The following is a 15990-nucleotide window of genomic DNA, read 5'->3' on the forward strand; positions in this document are numbered from 1 at the left end:
GGGGCTTATGCCGGACGTTTATCGAAAAATGTGATCGGCTGCGGCGGCGGGATTTGCAAAATATGTTTTCGCACTTTGCCCATTACATGCATTTCGCACGGTTTGCAGTCGAATTTAAGGGTGTATCTGTCATTGCCGCTGATCAGTGTCATTGGCTCAGCCGTCACCGTGCCTTGTACACCGATGACGCCTTTGGCTTCTTTGGGGCACAGGCCATGGCTAAAGCGCAGGCAGTGCTTGGTGATCATCACCGGCACTTCGTCTAGCGTTTCATTCGCTTCATACGCACTGGCGATGAGTTTGACGCCGTGCTTGTGGTAAAAATCGCGTGCTTTCTGGTTATAGACGTTAGCCAAATAACTCAGACTGTCTTGCGGGTAAAGTGCAGGTGGCTCGGCCGCTGTTCTTAATGCCGGGCGTTCGTAGCCCAAGGTGCGGACGGCTTGTAATTGGTCGATGGCTTCACGGCGTAGCTGGTTGACCACAGAGGCGGGTATGAACCAGAACTGGGTCAATTCCAGGCCAATGTCATTGGCGACGAAGTCGGTATTCCCCAGTTTGGAGAGGTTTTCACGCAGGGAGGCGGCGGCTTTTTCTGCATCGTTGGCAGGCTGTTTTTCGGCCGCACATTGCGCGGTGGCGCTAAAGTCTTGTTCATCGGTGAGGGTCAGTGCAAAGCCGTCACGGGTTTCATACAGCACAGCATCCAGGGCGATTTTGCGTGTTGCAGACTCTTTTTCCAGCAGGCGCATAAAAGCATGATCGCGGTTGCGGTATAGCTGCGTGTTGTTGCGGATATCAGTCGGCATTTCATTGGGAAACAGCCGTTGCGTGTATTTGTCTATTGCTTGTACTGTATTCACGCGCAGCCCGACGAGCTCTTTGTGGACGTCAAAAAAACAGACGCCGTCACCGTTATGCAGTTCGATTTCGGTTGCCACATCAATAAAGTCTTTGCCGACTTTACGCACTTTGCCCAGTTCTTCCCCGGCAAATTTTGGCGTATCAAAGGCACCAATATCGGCCTGTCTGCCGTTGGCAAAATAATCGGTGGCACTGCGATTAAAGGTTTTTTCCGGTTGCGGGGTGAAGGTGTACGTCGCATGTCCGGCCGAAGATTTGCTGTATTCCGGCATCTCTTCCAGAATCTCGTCCAGCAATTGCCGATAATGCGCGGTGGCGTTTTTCACATAAGGCAGGTCTTTGTAGCGGCCCTCAATTTTAAAGCTGCTGACGCCTGCTGCAATCAAGGCGCGCAGGTTAGCGCTCTGGTCGTTGTCTTTCATCGACAAATAATGCTTGTCTTTGCCGATGATGCGGCCTTTCTGGTCCTCCAGCGTGTAGGGCAAACGGCACTCTTGTGAGCACTCACCGCGGTTGGCGCTGCGTCCGGTATGCGCGTGGCTAATAAAGCACTGGCCACTAAATGCCACGCACAGGGCGCCGTGGATAAAGTACTCCAGGTTGGTGGTGGTCGCATCGGCAATTTTCTTTACCGTAGCAATATCCAGTTCGCGCGCCAGCACCAGCTGGCTAAAGCCGACCTGGTCTAAAAATTGTGCTTTTTCGACGGTACGGATATCGGTTTGCGTACTGGCATGCAGCTGGATAGGCGGCAAGTCCATCTCCAGCAAGCCCATGTCCTGCACGATCAATGCATCGACGCCACAGTCATACAATTGATGCACCAGCTGGCGCACGCCTTCAAGCTCGTTGTCATGAAAAATCGTATTGAGCGCGACAAACACCTCGGCATGAAAGCGATGTGCATGCTGCACCAGTCGAGCAATGTCTGCCACCGTATTTGGGGCTTTGGCGCGGGCACCAAATGCCGGGCCACCGATATACACGGCGTCAGCGCCATGGTTAATCGCTTCGATACCGAAATCGGCATTTTTGGCCGGGGCGAGCAGTTCGAGATGTTTGCGGGTTTTTTGCATGGATAATGCATATAAATCAATAAGATGCGCACTATAGCACAAAGCAGCATTTGACAGGCAAAGGTTGCGGTGTTACTTTGGTAACACTTTTTCGGTTTGAGGGAAAAATCATGGCAACCACCAGCTTAAAGTTACCCGATAGTTTAAAAGATCGGGTGAGTAACTTAGTGTCAAACACAGACAAAACTGCTCACGCATTTATGGTAGAAGCCATTGCAGAAAAGGCCGCACGTGAAGAGCAAGAACGCGCATTTATGGCACGGGCTGAGGCATCTTTACAGCATTATCGTGAAACTGGTATTTCTTATGCGGCTGAGGACGTACATGCGTATGTACGAGCAAAGTTGAATGGCCAGCCTCTGCCCGACTTGATTCCAGTAAAAGATAAAAAATGAGCCAGCAACTCTGCCGAGTGGAATATGCGCTTGATGCGCGAGAAGATTTGATTCGGCTCAGCATGTTTCATCAAGATCATCTCGAGTTAGCGAATCACATTTTGTTTGTGATCAGTGATGGGATTGATTTGTTAAAAAAGCATCCTTTAGTTGGCAGGCAGCTACCAAACGGTTTAAGAGAGTTAGTGATATCGCATGGCAGCACAGGCTATTTGGCGCGCTATCAATATGATGAGCTCGCAAATTTAGTGCTGGTGCTAGCGATTAAACACCAAAGAGAAGTGGATTACTATTGAACAACCCTGAGTTATTACAACGCTCCCTGCGTGCCGTCTGGCACCCTTGCACGCAAATGAAGCATCATGAGCGCTATCCTCTGGTGCCGATTGCGCGTGGCGAAGGGGCCTGGTTGTTCGATAGTGAAGGCAAGGGTTACCTCGACGCCGTCAGCAGTTGGTGGGTCAATTTATTTGGTCATAACCAGCCCGTCATCAAAGAGGCCATTAAGTCCCAGCTTGATCAGTTAGAGCATGTGATGCTGGCAGGGTTTACGCACGAACCCGTGGTGAAGTTATCGGAAAAACTTTCTACGCTGACGGGATTGGGTCACGCGTTCTACGGTTCAGATGGTGCCAGTGCCACCGAGATCGCACTCAAGATGAGCTTTCATTACTGGCGCAATGTTGACCAGCCGCAGAAAACTCAATTTATCAGTTTGCAAAACAGTTACCACGGTGAAACCTTGGGTGCACTGAGCGTCACCGATGTCGCCATTTTTAAAGACACGTATGCACCACTAATTTTGCAGTCGGCACAAATGCCTAGTCCGGATAGCCGACTGGCGGAGCCTGGTGAAACGGAAGAGGCATATGCCTTGCGTTGTGCTGAGGCGCTGGAAGCTTATGTGGCCGAGCATCATGCCGTACTGGCCGCGTTTATTATCGAGCCCTTGGTGCAAGGCGCAGCAGGTATGGCGATGTATCACCCGGTATATTTGCAGCGGGCGCGTGAAATTTGTAGTCGTTATCAGGTGCATTTAATTGCCGATGAAATTGCTGTCGGTTTTGGCCGCACTGGTACGCTGTTTGCCTGCGAACAGGCGGGTGAAAAAGTGAGTGAGATTGCTGATTTTATTTGCCTGTCTAAAGGCATCACCGGCGGTTACTTACCTTTGTCCGTGGTGTTGACCACCGATGATGTGTATGGGGCGTTCTATCATGACCAGACCGTCAAAGGCTTTTTACATAGCCATAGTTATACCGGTAATCCGCTGGCTTGTAGTGCCGCGTTGGCCACATTGGCGCTGTTTGAAGCTTCGGATGTGCTGGGGCAAAACCGTGAGACAGCGCAGACTTTGCTGAGCGCCGTTGAGCACTATGATTTTGAAATGCAGCATGTTCGCCAGCGCGGCATGATTACGGCTTTTGAGGTCGTGACGCAAAACCCGCAGTTCGCGCGGGATTGTTATGCCGCGGCCTTGAAGCATGGCCTGCTGTTGCGGCCAATCGGCAATACCGTGTACTGGATGCCACCCTATTGCCTGACGCAATCAGATCAGCAGCATCTGGTGGAAGCTACACGGGCAGCGGTGATGGAGAGCATGTAATGCGCTGGTGGCTACTGTTTGCCAGTCTGTGGCCGGCGCTGGTGCAGGCGGCCTTGCCCGCCAGTTTGCAAGACGCACTCGCCAAAGCGCAGCTGCCGCTTGAGAGTGTAGCAATTGTTGTACAGCCGGTGGAAGGCGGGCCGCCTTTGATCAGCCATCATGCGTCCAAAGCCATGAATCCCGCCAGCGTCATGAAGCTGGTCACCACCTATGCTGCGCTAGAGGCGCTGACGCCTGCCTATCGCTGGAAAACCGAAGTCTATCGCAATGGGCCGCTCAATCAAGGCGTGCTTGAGGGTGATTTGATCATCAAAGGCGCAGGTGACCCGGCACTCAATGTTGCAGAGTTCTGGCGCTTGTTGCAACAAATACAGCAACAAGGCGTGCGCCAGATCAAAGGCAATCTGCTACTCGATTTAACCCTATATGCGCCTGAAGTCAGCCAACGGCCCGTGCTGGATGATGAACCTTGGCGCGCCTACAACGCCAACCCCAGTGCGCTATTGCTCAATGGCCGCAATACCAGCTTCCGTTTTTCGGTCAGCAGTCAGGCGAATAAGCCCGCCGTGCTCATCGCGCAAGAATTTGAGTTGCCGAATATCCATATCATCAACACCATGCAAGCGCGCAAAGGGGCCTGCAATGACTGGCGCAGTGACTTGCATTACAGCGTCACCCCGCAGCCGGATGGGGTCACCGTGGCCTTTAGTGGCACACTGCCCGAGCAGTGTGATGAGCGCTACCTTGAGTTGAGTGTGCTGTCTGATACGCAATATGTGTATGCCACGTTTAAAAAACTGTGGGCGCAATTGGGCGGGCAGTTTAACGGACAATTGGCACTGGCTCCGGTCACGGATGCGGCGATCCCGCTCACGACCTGGTCATCGCCACCGCTGGATTCGGTGGTGCGCGACATCAATAAGTGGAGCAACAATGTCATGGCGCGCCAGGTGATGCTGACGATTGCGCAAGATGCCGGGTTTACGCCCGCGGATGAAGCCGGAGCTGCTTTGGCACTCAAGCAGGTTTTGCGTCAGCGTGGTTTGGTTTTTTCTGAGCTGGTGCTTGAAAATGGGTCTGGGTTATCGCGCAATGAACGTATCAGTGCGGAACATTTGGCGCAGTTGCTCATCACAGCCTATCAGCGCCCGGTGATGCCGGTGTTTATGGCTTCTTTGCCTATCTTAGGCATGGATGGCACCACCAAAAAGCGACTGGCCGATAGCACGAGCAAAGGCATGGCTTATCTCAAAACCGGCTCGCTTGAGGGCGTGAGCAGTCTGGCTGGCTATGTGCAGGATCAGGCGGGCAAGCGCTATGTGCTGGTGATCGTCGCTAACCATGCGCGGGCATCGGCCGTGCGTGCGGTGCAGGATCTGTTATTAAAACAACTGATAGAAGGTTATTGAACCCAGATTTTCCATTAGGCGATTTTCAATCTACTTGAATGCCAACTTGTCCATTTTGCGTCTTTTTTGCGTAAATTTTCGGCCAATAGAATGACTATTACCCTCAAATTTCCGTAAAAAATCCATCAAACTGTCCTTCGTTGTCATTTCAAGTCCTAATAGAAAATCTGGGTTGAACAACACACTAAAGAATTTGTGGATAAAAGCGCGTAAAATGACGGACGTTTTCTGGGAGCAAATACATGAAATCTGGAATGAAATTAATCGGTTGCAGTTTGTTGATGCTGTTGACCATGACGGGTTGCCAGGCGCAATCTAACTCTGCGAATACAAAGGAAGCTACGCAAATGTCTGCCAAGGTGACTGAATTACAAAAAATTGATACGGTGGTAGGCACTGGTCGCGAGGCTGAAGTTGGTTTTAATGTCACTGTGCATTACACCGGTTGGCTCTATGACGCCAACAAAGCCGATCATAAAGGCCAGAAATTCGATAGCAGCCTGGATCGCAATTCGCCGTTTAACTTTTTTCTTGGTGGTGGCCAAGTGATTGAAGGTTGGGATACGGGGGTGCAGGGCATGAAAGTGGGCGGCAAGCGCACCTTGATTATCCCTTCTGAGATGGGCTACGGTGCCCGTGGTGCAGGTGGTGTGATTCCGCCGAATGCGCCGTTGGTGTTTGATGTTGAGTTGCTGGGCGTGAAATAAATAATACCCGTGTCGGTGTCATACGTTTTTATCCTTGTGAAATGAGAGTTTAGATGCAAGTCCAGGTGAAGTGGATAGATGGGGTCAGTTTTGTCGGGGAGTCTGAAACAGGCCATGCCGTGGTACTCGATGGTGCGCCAGAAAATGGTGGCCGTAATATTGGCATGCGTCCCATGGAGATGTTGCTGATCGGGATGGGCGCATGCACTTCATTTGACGTGGTGACGATCCTGAAGAAAGCCCGTCAGCCCATTGTGGATTGTGTCGCGCAGATTCAGGCAGAGCGTGCTGATATGGTGCCCAAGGTGTTTACCAAAATTCATGTGCATTTTGTGGTGACGGGTGAAGGCCTGAATGCGTCCCAAGTGGAGCGTGCGGTAAAACTGTCTGCCGAAAAATATTGCTCGGCCAGCATCATGCTGCAAAAAGCCTGCGAGATCACGCACGGCTTCGAAATCAAGGCGCCGACCTTTGAGTAATCTACGCATGATGACACTGGCTGACATGATCAATCAACGGAGCGTGGCATGAGTATTCCAAAAGGCATGATAGGCATTCGTCACGTCGCGCTGTTTATCAAGGAGCTGGAGTCAGCCGTGGATTTTTACACGCGGGTGGTGGGCATGCAAATCGAGTGGCAGCCCGATCCTGACAATGTGTATTTGACCAATCATGGCGATGTGTTTGCCTTGCACCGCGTCAGTTATACACCGGACCCTATGCAACGGTTGGATCATATTGGCTTTGTGCTGACAGATGCGCAGGCGGTGGATGACTGGTATGCGCATATGGTGGCGCATGATGTGCGCATTACAGAAGCGCCAAAAAGCCATCGGGACGGCTCTCGTGGCTTTTACTGCCTCGACAGTGTCGGCCATTTGCTCGAGTTTATCTATCACCCGCCCATCGTCCGGCATCTCGCGGCGATTGCGTGACTGGACATTAAAAAAGCCTCTAGTGTTAGAGGCTTTTTTGTTTGGAGCTACTCGGTAATGAGCTTGATATTGAGCGTTAGCTCTTTATCTAACACATTGAGCAAGCGGTCGATATTGGGATGCTTGCCTGGATGATCTTCCGCATCCTCGGTATGTTCGGCGTATAAGGCCAATCCCTCTACCGCTGCATCGGTGTTAATTTCACCAAAGACTTTGAACAGATGATGGTAAATCTTGATGGAGCCTTGGGTGCCAGGTTTGTTCTCGATGATCCCGGCAGGCTGATTGCTTTCATCATACAGTTCAATGCGTTTAACGTGATCCGCACTGTCCAGCATCAGAAGATTGTCACTAAATTTTTGCATGGTTGACTCTAGGTTACTACAAATCATTACAAGTGATACGCGGTGCGCGTCATCACTTTTGAAGCCAGCCGCATGGCCAGTTTGACTGGTGCTGGCAACCTGGCGCCGCCCAGTTGCTCTGCGGTATGTGCATGGTGCTCTTCGTCTTCTTTCATTTGCGCCACAATCGCTTTGGATGCGGTATCGTGAGCCGGGAGCTGTTGCAGGTGACTTTGCAAATGCGCAGAAACTTGATGTTCTGTTTCCGCCAGAAAGCCCAGATTCCACTTGTCGCCAAGCAGGCCGGCTGTGATACCCATGCCAAAACTGGCACCGTACCAGAGCGGGTTGAGCAGACTCTTGCGCCCCCCCAACTCTTGAATCCGTTGTTCGCACCAGGCAAGATGATCCACCTCTTCACGAGACGCTTGTTTAAGCGCTTCTACATTGGCCGGATCACGTGAAACCAGGGCTTGGCCACTGTACAAGGCCTGTGCGCAGACTTCGCCAACATGATTGATGCGCATGAGTGCCGCAGCATGTTTGCGTTCACGGTCACTTAACGTGTCGGGGGTGGTTTCCGCGGGTGGGTAAGGGCGGCTGGAGACTGCCGGGCTGAACACCGTACGCAAACCCATATCCATGACGGCGATGGCTTTGTCTAGTGTCAGCGGCGGCAAGTTCAGCATAGTGGTGTCTCAAGTAAGGCCTGTTCACACCTGCGGGTGCAAACAGGCAGAACATTATGGTTTGGTTGCGCTTACTTTAGCAGGTTCTGGCGCTTTTTGAACAGGCAAGCCTTTGAGTAAGTTCATAGCCTGAACAAACTGGAAGTCATCCTGAGTGGCTGGCTCAATCGGGCCACGTGTTTCAGCATGTTTTTCTTCCTTCAGTTTTTCGGCAGCGGCCCGTGATTTTGCCTCGTCAACGGATTTGCTGTCAGTCGCATTCTTGCCATCGGTCGGGTTGGACAAGTGACGCTTCAAGTCTGCTTCATGCAGGCTCAGGCTAGGATCGGAACCATCATCCACCGTCACGTCCGGCACAATGCCCTTGGCTTGAATCGAACGGCCGTTTGGCGTGAAATAGCGCGCTGTGGTCAGTTTGATTGCGCTGCCATTGTTCATTGGCAATATGGTTTGCACAGAGCCCTTGCCAAAGCTTTGGATGCCCATAATGGTTGCGCGTTTGTGGTCTTGCAACGCCCCAGCCACAATCTCTGAAGCAGAGGCTGAGCCGGCATTGATCAGCACGACGATAGGCACCGATTTAAACTCTTCTGGCAAATCTTTAAGGTAATCAGACTTGCCGCGACGCGCATAATCCAGAGGAGTTGCATTCAGGCGCATCTTGGAGTCTGCGACACGACCTTCTGTGTACACAACCAGGTCATCCTTGGGCAGGAACGCGGCAGAGACGCCTACGGCCGCATCCAGCAAACCGCCTGGGTTGTTACGCAGGTCGAGCACCAAGCCTTTGAGCGGACCTTTATTTTCTGCACGCAAGTTTTTGAGCGCTCTGGCCAAATCTTCACCAGTGCGTTCCTGGAACTGGGTGATGCGAACATAGCCGTAACCTTGTTCAATCCATTTGTTCTTCACGCTTTGTGACTTGATAATGGCGCGTGTCAGGGTGAAGGTCAGCGGTTTGTCCTCGCCTTTACGAATCACGGTCAATGTGATTTTTGTGTCTGGAACGCCACGCATGCGTTTAACCGCATCATTCAGCGTCATGCCACGTACTTGGGCATCATCCAGTTTCATGATCAGGTCACCAGACTTGAGACCTGCTTTATAAGCCGGGCTATCTTCAATTGGCGTAACTACTTTGACCAAGCCGTCTTCCATGGCGACTTCAATCCCCAGTCCGCCAAACTCACCTTGCGTGCCTGCTTGCAGCTCTTTGTAAGCATCGGCATCCATAAAGGTTGAGTGAGGGTCCAGGCCTTGCAGCATGCCGGATAAAGCTTCGTTGATCAGCTTCTTGTCTTCTACAGGCTCAACGTAATCAGATTTTACTTTGGCAAAGACTTCGGCGAAGACGCGTAATTCATCAATAGGTAATTGAGAGACTGAGGTCCGGTCTGCCCATGCAGAAATATTGATACTGACCAGAATCCCTACAAATACGCCTGCACCCAGCAAGCCGAACTTTTCTAATTTGGAACGCATACCATGCCTTGTGTGATCAAATAAGCGAAGAATATTACTTTATTCAGAATCAGGATGCATCAGTTGATGTCAGCCTGTTGCAGAGAGTAGATAGAACGCTGTTAAGTTCATTTTCCGCTATTTCAATAAAATTGACTATACTCTTCTAGCAAATAATTGTTTAGAGAAAAACATGCAAAAGCCTATCGTAGAAATCGAGTTTTGTACACAGTGCCGATGGTTGTTACGGGCTGCCTGGCTGGCGCAGGAGCTGTTAACCACGTTTGATGGCGATTTGAAGTCAGTCAATCTCGTCCCTGGAACGGGCGGTATTTTGGAGGTGCGCTGTGATGGTGTGGTGATTTTTTCACGCAAAGCCGCAGGGCGCTTTCCAGAAGCCAAGGAGTTGAAACAGCTGATCCGTGATGTGATTGATCCCGAGCGTTCGCTCGGGCACAGCGATACGCCCGTCAGTCCTTAAGCGGGCTTGAGCGAGACTGGTCGTCATCCTGAAGAGGTGATGACGTTTATTGAGACGCTTCTACCTCAAGTCGCTTGGCACCGTTATAGCGCGATTTCCAATAGCGCTCATCCATGTTTTCAATGCGTACCTTTGCCCCCGCGCGTGGCGCGTGGATAAACTGGTTATTGCCGACATAAATGCCCACATGCGAAAACGCAGATTTAAGGGTGTTGAAAAAGACCAGATCGCCCGGTTGCAATTCCTCACGTTTGACGGTGTTGCCCATTTCGCTAATGGTACGGGCTGAAGGGGGGAGCGCAATCTGCGCAGCGTTCATGAACACATACTGTACAAAGCCGCTGCAGTCAAAGCCTGTTTCAGGGCTGCGTCCGCCATATTTGTAATTGACCCCGGTCAGGCTTAAGGCGCGGATCATGATTTCCTCGACCTTTTCAGACCAGCTGCCAGAGACGCCGGACTGACTCTCCATCACCTGCGCTTGGGAGTAGCTGTAGGCGTTTTGCCAGCGCTTGTCATCCCCGGGCGCGGCAACGCTTTTGCACTGGCAGAGCAGTACACTCACGAGTAAGGCTGCCAGCCGGAAAATGGATTTATTCATCACAATCAAGGGCTTGTTATATTGAATTTGAAGCGGTTTAAAAAGTTTTACAGGCTAAACCATGCCATATTTTATATTGATATGCAAGTATTTGGCGCCTTTTGTACGTTGCTTGACTGACTGAAAGTCGCAAAAGTGCTGTCTGTTTTGGCGATGCTCATGGGATAATTACGCATGTCTTTAGCGCAGCAAGTCAGTTCGGCATTTTCAGAAAACGGGTCTTTGGCACAAGCCATGCCCGATTTCCGCAGCCGCCCGCAGCAACAGGAAATGGCGCTGGCCATCGCCGAAGCGATTGAGCAGCAACAGCAGTTGGTCGCCGAGGCTGGCACCGGCACCGGTAAAACCTATGCTTATCTGGTGCCTGCGCTGTTGTCGGGGGGCAAGGTCATTATTTCTACCGGCACCAAAACCCTGCAAGATCAGCTCTTTCAACGGGATTTGCCAGCGGTACGCGAAGCGCTCAAAGTGCCCGTGTCTGTTGCCATGCTCAAAGGGCGCGCCAACTATCTCTGCCATTATCACTTGCAACGTGCCAGCCAAGAAGGGCGCTTTCAGTCGCGCGAGGACGCACAATATATTCCTATCCTGCAAAGCTTTGCTGAACATAGCCAGACTGGCGACAAAGCAGAGTTGGTCGAAGTACCGGAACAAGCGACCGTTTGGCAACAAGTGACCTCCACCCGCGATAACTGTGTCGGCCAAGATTGCCAGTTTTACAAGCAATGTTTTGTCATGGAAGCACGCAAGCAGGCGCTGGCAGCTGATGTGGTCGTGGTCAACCATCATTTGTTTTTTGCTGATGTCATGTTGCGCGATGAGGGCGTGGCCGAGTTGTTACCCAGCGCCAATACCGTGGTGTTTGACGAGGCGCATCAATTGCCTGAGGTGGCTGGTCTCTTTTTTGGCGAGGATATCTCCACCTCACAGTTGATGGATCTGGCGCGGGACAGTCAGATGGCTTACTTGAGCCTGGCCAAGGATTGTGTTGCACTGAGTGAAGCGGTGCCGCCGTTGGAAAAGGCATGCCGAGATTTCAGGCTGGTGTTCCAGTTTGAAGGTTCGCGTATGCCGGCACAAAAGGCGCAAACCATGAAAAATTTTGATGAGGCTTTTCAGCGCATGCTGGAAACACTCGCCGCCCTGACCGCGGTACTAGAAACCCAAGCTGGTCGTGATCCGCTGCTGGAGAAGTGCTGGCAACGCGGTGAAGCATTGCTGGCCCTGTTGCAAGCCTGGTTGAAAGGCAATCACGCCAATCTTGTGCGCTGGGTCGAGGTATTTAGCCAAAGTGTACAGTTACATGCGACCCCCCTCAGTGTGGCGGATGGCTTTGGCAAGCAACTCAATGCGCAGCCGCGTGCCTGGATTTTTACCTCAGCCACGCTGGCCGTTAAAAGTGATTTTAGCCATTACCAGAGCCAGATGGGGCTGTTGGCGGCGCAAACCCGGCACTGGCAAAGTCCATTTGATTATGGTCAGCAAGCGTTACTTTACGTGCCTACAGGGATGCCTGAGCCCAATAGCAGCGCTTATGCTGCTGCGGTCGCTGCTGTGAGCTTGCCGGTGCTGCAAGCGAGCCGTGGCCGTGCTTTTGTACTGTGTACCTCGCTGAAGGCCATGCGCGAAGTGCATGCGCTGCTCAAAAATGCGTTTGAAGAACTTGGCCTCAATTACCCCCTGCTGATGCAAGGCGAGAGCAATCGCACCGAATTGCTGGACCGTTTCCGCAGTCACGGCAATGCCGTCCTCGTCGGCTCGCAAAGCTTTTGGGAGGGCGTGGATGTGCGCGGTGAGGCGCTGTCATGCGTCATCATCGACAAACTACCGTTCGCCCCGCCCGATGATCCGGTCCTGGCCGCCCGCATCGACAAAATGAACGCCGAAGGCAAGAATGCCTTTATGGAGTACCAGTTGCCCTATGCTGTGATTACCCTCAAGCAGGGCGCCGGGCGTTTGATTCGGGATGAGCAGGATGTCGGCGTATTGATGATTTGCGATCCGCGCTTGGTGGATAAACCTTATGGACGCCGTATCTGGCAAAGTCTGCCTCCATTCAAACGCACGCGTGTGCAACAAGAGGTGGAAGACTTCTTTGCAGTGATCAATGGGGTTTCTTGATTTGTGAGGATTGTGCGCCATGCTTGAGATTGCTGCTCACGAATATACCCTCACTGCCATTCGCGCCCAGGGCGCAGGCGGTCAAAACGTCAACAAAGTTTCGTCTGCCATCCATTTGCGGTTTGATATCCCAGCCTCCAGCCTCAGTGAGACCGTGAAAGCCCGCTTGCTCAGTCGCAAAGACCAGCGCATCAGTGCAGAAGGTGTGCTGGTAATCAAGGCGCAACAATACCGCACGCAAGAAGCGAATAAACGCGATGCGATTGCCCGGTTGCATGCGATTGTCGAAGCGGCAAGTCATGTGCACGCGGTACGCCATGCGACCCGGCCAACACTGGCTTCGAAAAAAAGACGGGTGACCGGAAAGTTGTTACGTGGAGTCGTTAAACAGGGCAGGGGCAAGGTGCTGGATGAGGTATAAACAAGACATGCCTTTGTTTGGCCGCTGTATGGGTTGAAAGCGTTTTTTGCGTGAGCAAAATAAAAAAGCCATCACAAAGCATGGGAAGGCGTGTGATGGCTTTTTTATTGTGACTGCCTCATTACCGATGAGGCAGTCAGCTAACTATTAGGATCTATAGTCGGCATTGATCTTTACATAGTCATAAGAAAAGTCGCAGGTCCATACAGTCGCATTCGCCGCGCCGCGATTCAATACCACACGCACCAGGATGTCACTTTCTTTCATGACTGCCGCGCCTTGTTCTTCGACATAGCTGGCTGCACGGCCGCCTTTTTCGGCAACCAAAACATCTCCCAGATAGAGTTGCATGGTGTTGACATCAAGGTCTTCGATACCTGCGTAGCCGATGGCGGCCAGAATCCGGCCCAGATTAGGGTCTGAGGCAAAAAAGGCTGTTTTGATCAACGGGGAGTGGGCAATCGCATAAGCAACTTTACGGCATTCCGCTTCATCTTTGCCTGCTTCAACCTGAATCGTCATGAATTTAGTGGCGCCTTCGCCATCACGCACAATCGCTTGTGCCAGTTCAATCGCAACGTCGGTCAGGGCGGTTTGCAAAGCCGCAAACTCAGGGCTTTGTTCTGTGATCATGGCATTGCCAGCCTTGCCGGTAGCCATCAGAATCAGGCTGTCGTTGGTGCTGGTATCGCCATCGACGGTGATGCAGTTAAACGATTTGTTCACAGCATGTTGAATGATGCTGTCAAGGGCTGATTGTGCGATGGCCGCATCGGTCGCGATATAACCGAGCATGGTTGCCATGTTGGGGTGGATCATGCCAGAGCCCTTGCTGATGCCAGTGATGGTGATCGGCTTGCCGTCTATGGTCAGTTGGCGGGAAGTGCCCTTGGCCACAATGTCGGTGGTCATGATCGCTTCGGCCGCATTTAACCAGTTATCTTCCTGCAAGTTGGCGACTGCATTCGGGATGCCACCTAACAAGCGGTCCATCGGCAGCGTCTCCAGAATCACGCCAGTCGAAAACGGCAGCACTTGTTCCGGGCTGATATTGAGCGCCTGCGCCACACCAATACAGCTGGCGAGTGCATCATCCAGCCCTTGCTGGCCTGTGCCTGCATTGGCACAGCCGGTATTCACCAACAGGGCGCGAATGCCTTTGTTGAGTGTCAGATGCGTTTTACACACCGTCACTGGCGCCGCACAAAACCGGTTCAGGGTAAACACCCCTGACACGCTGCTGCCTTCAGGCAGGGTCATTACTAGAATGTCTTTACGGTTGGGCTTCCGGACATGTGCCTGGGCAAAGCCAAGTTTGACGCCTTTGACAGGCAGTAGGGTCCCGGCAGCGGGAGCAGTCAGTTTAACGGGCATCCAAGTTCCTTCGTGATTGCTAATGAGTTGTTTTTAATCAGGCACGACGCCAGGTGGTGCCTTGAGGCGTATCTTCCAGAATCACGCCTGCTTCAGACAGGGCTTTGCGAATCCGGTCGGCCTCGGCATAGTTCTTGGCTGTTTTGGCGGCGATGCGTGCACTGATCATGCCTTCAATATCCAGGCTAGTGCTACCGGTGTCGCCTTGCATAAAGCTTTCCGGGTCACGTTGTAGCAAGCCGATAATCGCAGCCAATTGTTTTAGTAATGCGGCGGTGGTCGCAGATTTATCTTTATTGAGATCGTTGGCAAGTTCAAACAAGGCGGCAATCGCCTCTGGGGTGTTGAAGTCGTCATTCATGGCTGCCTGGAACTTGGCCGCTTGCGGTTGTTGCCAGTCGATCTCACATGCATCGACCTTAATCCCGCGCAAGGCCGTGTACAGGCGGGTCAGCGAGGCCTTGGCATCATCTAGGTGCTTGTCAGAGTAATTAAGCGGGCTGCGGTAATGGGCGCGCAGAATAAAGAAACGTACGACCTCTGGGTCATATTTTTCCAGCACTTCACGGATGGTGAAAAAGTTGCCCAGCGATTTGGACATTTTTTCGTCATCGACCCGCACAAAGCCATTGTGCATCCAGTAGTTGGCCATGGTGCAGTCGTGGGTGGCTTCGGATTGGGCAATTTCATTTTCATGGTGCGGGAACTGCAGATCCTGCCCGCCACCATGAATATCAAAGTGCTGGCCGAGATGGGCGGCACTCATGACCGAGCATTCAATATGCCAGCCGGGACGGCCATTGCCCCAAGGGGATTCCCAGTAAGGTTCGCCAGGTTTGACGGACTTCCACAACACAAAGTCCAGCGGGTCTTGTTTGAAGCTATCGACTTCAACGCGTTCACCCGCACGCAGGTCTTCCAGGCTTTTGCCGGAGAGCTTGCCGTAATCATTAAAGCTGCGCACTTTGTAAAACACATCACCATTTTGTGCCTGGTAAGCAAAGCCTTTGTCTATGAGTTTGCTGATCATGTCCAGCATGCCTTGCACATGTTCGGTTGCGCGTGGTTCAAGGTCAGGGCGCAAAATGCCAAGCTTGGCCGAGTCCTCGTCCATGGCGGTAATAAAACGCTGCGTCAGACTTTGGATGGTTTCATTGTTTTCGTTCGCACGCTTGATGATTTTGTCGTCAATATCGGTGATGTTGCGTACATATGTCACTTGATAGCCAGTGGCACGCAGCCAGCGCGCCACCATGTCAAACACCACCATGACGCGGGCATGTCCCAAGTGGCAAAAGTCATACACGGTCATGCCGCAGACGTACATATTTACCTGGTTGGGCTGAATCGGCTTGAAGTCTTGCTTGCTGCGTGTAAGGGTGTTGTAAAGTTTTAGCATGCGAATGAAATTGAAGAAGGATGGATGCGTGATAAAATTAGCAGAAATAGTCTGGTGTTTAATTGGTGTTAAGCAGGCAGGCTGCATGTTTTGCCTAAAACAGTCTA

The 15990-nt window shown here is 52.0% G+C and carries 17 protein-coding genes; 10 read left to right on the top strand and 7 right to left on the bottom strand.

Annotation, left to right across the window (positions count from 1 at the left end):
* Nucleotides 1–5: 5 nt before the first annotated feature.
* On the bottom strand, nucleotides 6–1940 hold the full coding sequence (locus Q9292_RS05995) for a U32 family peptidase (RefSeq protein WP_313985942.1): 1935 nt from the start codon (nucleotides 1938–1940) through the stop codon (nucleotides 6–8).
* A gap of 110 nt (nucleotides 1941–2050) precedes the next feature.
* Between Q9292_RS05995 and Q9292_RS06000 the strand changes: the two genes are divergently transcribed.
* The 7 genes from Q9292_RS06000 to Q9292_RS06030 all read left to right on the top strand — a co-directional run bounded on the left by Q9292_RS06000 (nucleotide 2051) and on the right by Q9292_RS06030 (nucleotide 6992).
* Complete coding sequence (locus Q9292_RS06000) at nucleotides 2051–2335, top strand: hypothetical protein (RefSeq protein WP_018987653.1); 285 nt, start codon at nucleotides 2051–2053, stop codon at nucleotides 2333–2335.
* The gene (locus tag Q9292_RS06005; protein WP_313985946.1) at nucleotides 2332–2631 is read left to right on the top strand and encodes a type II toxin-antitoxin system RelE/ParE family toxin; all 300 of its coding nucleotides are present in this window, start codon (nucleotides 2332–2334) and stop codon (nucleotides 2629–2631) included. The genes Q9292_RS06000 and Q9292_RS06005 overlap by 4 nt, the downstream gene beginning before the upstream one ends.
* Complete coding sequence (bioA, locus tag Q9292_RS06010; RefSeq protein WP_313985949.1) at nucleotides 2628–3941, top strand: adenosylmethionine--8-amino-7-oxononanoate transaminase; 1314 nt, start codon at nucleotides 2628–2630, stop codon at nucleotides 3939–3941. Before Q9292_RS06005 ends, bioA begins: the two co-directional genes overlap by 4 nt.
* Nucleotides 3941–5350, top strand: coding sequence for a D-alanyl-D-alanine carboxypeptidase/D-alanyl-D-alanine-endopeptidase (gene dacB, locus Q9292_RS06015; RefSeq protein ID WP_313985952.1), 1410 nt, complete (start codon nucleotides 3941–3943; stop codon nucleotides 5348–5350). The genes bioA and dacB overlap by 1 nt, the downstream gene beginning before the upstream one ends.
* A 293-nt stretch (nucleotides 5351–5643) precedes the next feature.
* Complete coding sequence (locus Q9292_RS06020; RefSeq protein ID WP_194749413.1) at nucleotides 5644–6057, top strand: FKBP-type peptidyl-prolyl cis-trans isomerase; 414 nt, start codon at nucleotides 5644–5646, stop codon at nucleotides 6055–6057.
* Nucleotides 6058–6110: 53 nt separating this feature from the next.
* Nucleotides 6111–6536 carry an OsmC family protein gene (locus Q9292_RS06025; protein ID WP_313985955.1) on the top strand — a complete coding sequence of 142 codons (426 nt, stop codon included), beginning with the start codon at nucleotides 6111–6113 and terminating at the stop codon, nucleotides 6534–6536.
* 48 nt (nucleotides 6537–6584) lie between these two features.
* Nucleotides 6585–6992: a VOC family protein gene (locus Q9292_RS06030; protein WP_275356625.1), complete on the top strand. Its 408-nt coding sequence runs from the start codon at nucleotides 6585–6587 to the stop codon at nucleotides 6990–6992.
* Between the two features lie 47 nt (nucleotides 6993–7039).
* Here the strand turns inward: Q9292_RS06030 and Q9292_RS06035 are convergent, their stop codons facing one another.
* The 3 genes from Q9292_RS06035 to Q9292_RS06045 are packed head-to-tail and all read right to left on the bottom strand — an operon-like array spanning nucleotide 7040 to nucleotide 9507.
* Nucleotides 7040–7357, bottom strand: a complete 318-nt coding sequence (locus Q9292_RS06035) for a DUF2322 family protein (protein WP_194749278.1) — start codon at nucleotides 7355–7357, stop codon at nucleotides 7040–7042.
* Between the two features lie 26 nt (nucleotides 7358–7383).
* The gene (gene coq7, locus Q9292_RS06040) at nucleotides 7384–8025 is read right to left on the bottom strand and encodes a 2-polyprenyl-3-methyl-6-methoxy-1,4-benzoquinone monooxygenase (protein ID WP_275356626.1); all 642 of its coding nucleotides are present in this window, start codon (nucleotides 8023–8025) and stop codon (nucleotides 7384–7386) included.
* Nucleotides 8026–8079: 54 nt separating this feature from the next.
* Nucleotides 8080–9507, bottom strand: coding sequence for a S41 family peptidase (locus Q9292_RS06045; protein WP_194749280.1), 1428 nt, complete (start codon nucleotides 9505–9507; stop codon nucleotides 8080–8082).
* Between the two features lie 172 nt (nucleotides 9508–9679).
* On the opposite strand from Q9292_RS06045, the gene Q9292_RS06050 reads away from it, so the two are divergent.
* Nucleotides 9680–9967: a SelT/SelW/SelH family protein gene (locus Q9292_RS06050; protein ID WP_275356627.1), complete on the top strand. Its 288-nt coding sequence runs from the start codon at nucleotides 9680–9682 to the stop codon at nucleotides 9965–9967.
* Nucleotides 9968–10013: 46 nt separating this feature from the next.
* Here the strand turns inward: Q9292_RS06050 and Q9292_RS06055 are convergent, their stop codons facing one another.
* Nucleotides 10014–10568 carry a C40 family peptidase gene (locus Q9292_RS06055; RefSeq protein WP_194749282.1) on the bottom strand — a complete coding sequence of 185 codons (555 nt, stop codon included), beginning with the start codon at nucleotides 10566–10568 and terminating at the stop codon, nucleotides 10014–10016.
* Nucleotides 10569–10742: 174 nt separating this feature from the next.
* Here Q9292_RS06055 and Q9292_RS06060 point away from each other — a divergent pair, with 174 nt between their 5' ends.
* Together Q9292_RS06060 and arfB are read left to right on the top strand one after the other, a co-directional pair.
* Nucleotides 10743–12689, top strand: a complete 1947-nt coding sequence (locus Q9292_RS06060; RefSeq protein WP_275356628.1) for an ATP-dependent DNA helicase — start codon at nucleotides 10743–10745, stop codon at nucleotides 12687–12689.
* A gap of 19 nt (nucleotides 12690–12708) precedes the next feature.
* Nucleotides 12709–13110 (top strand): alternative ribosome rescue aminoacyl-tRNA hydrolase ArfB, encoded by a 402-nt coding sequence (gene arfB / locus Q9292_RS06065; protein WP_313985967.1) that lies wholly within the window; start codon nucleotides 12709–12711, stop codon nucleotides 13108–13110.
* A 147-nt stretch (nucleotides 13111–13257) separates the two neighbouring features.
* Here arfB and argJ read toward each other — a convergent pair whose 3' ends face one another.
* Both argJ and cysS read right to left on the bottom strand, forming a co-directional pair.
* Nucleotides 13258–14484 (bottom strand): bifunctional glutamate N-acetyltransferase/amino-acid acetyltransferase ArgJ, encoded by a 1227-nt coding sequence (gene argJ, locus Q9292_RS06070; RefSeq protein ID WP_313985970.1) that lies wholly within the window; start codon nucleotides 14482–14484, stop codon nucleotides 13258–13260.
* Nucleotides 14485–14521: 37 nt separating this feature from the next.
* Nucleotides 14522–15883, bottom strand: coding sequence for a cysteine--tRNA ligase (cysS, locus tag Q9292_RS06075; protein ID WP_313985972.1), 1362 nt, complete (start codon nucleotides 15881–15883; stop codon nucleotides 14522–14524).
* Nucleotides 15884–15990 lie beyond the last annotated feature (107 nt).

The sequence above is a fragment of the Methylophilus sp. VKM B-3414 genome, assembly GCF_032248435.1.
Lineage (GTDB): Bacteria > Pseudomonadota > Gammaproteobacteria > Burkholderiales > Methylophilaceae > Methylophilus > Methylophilus glucosoxydans.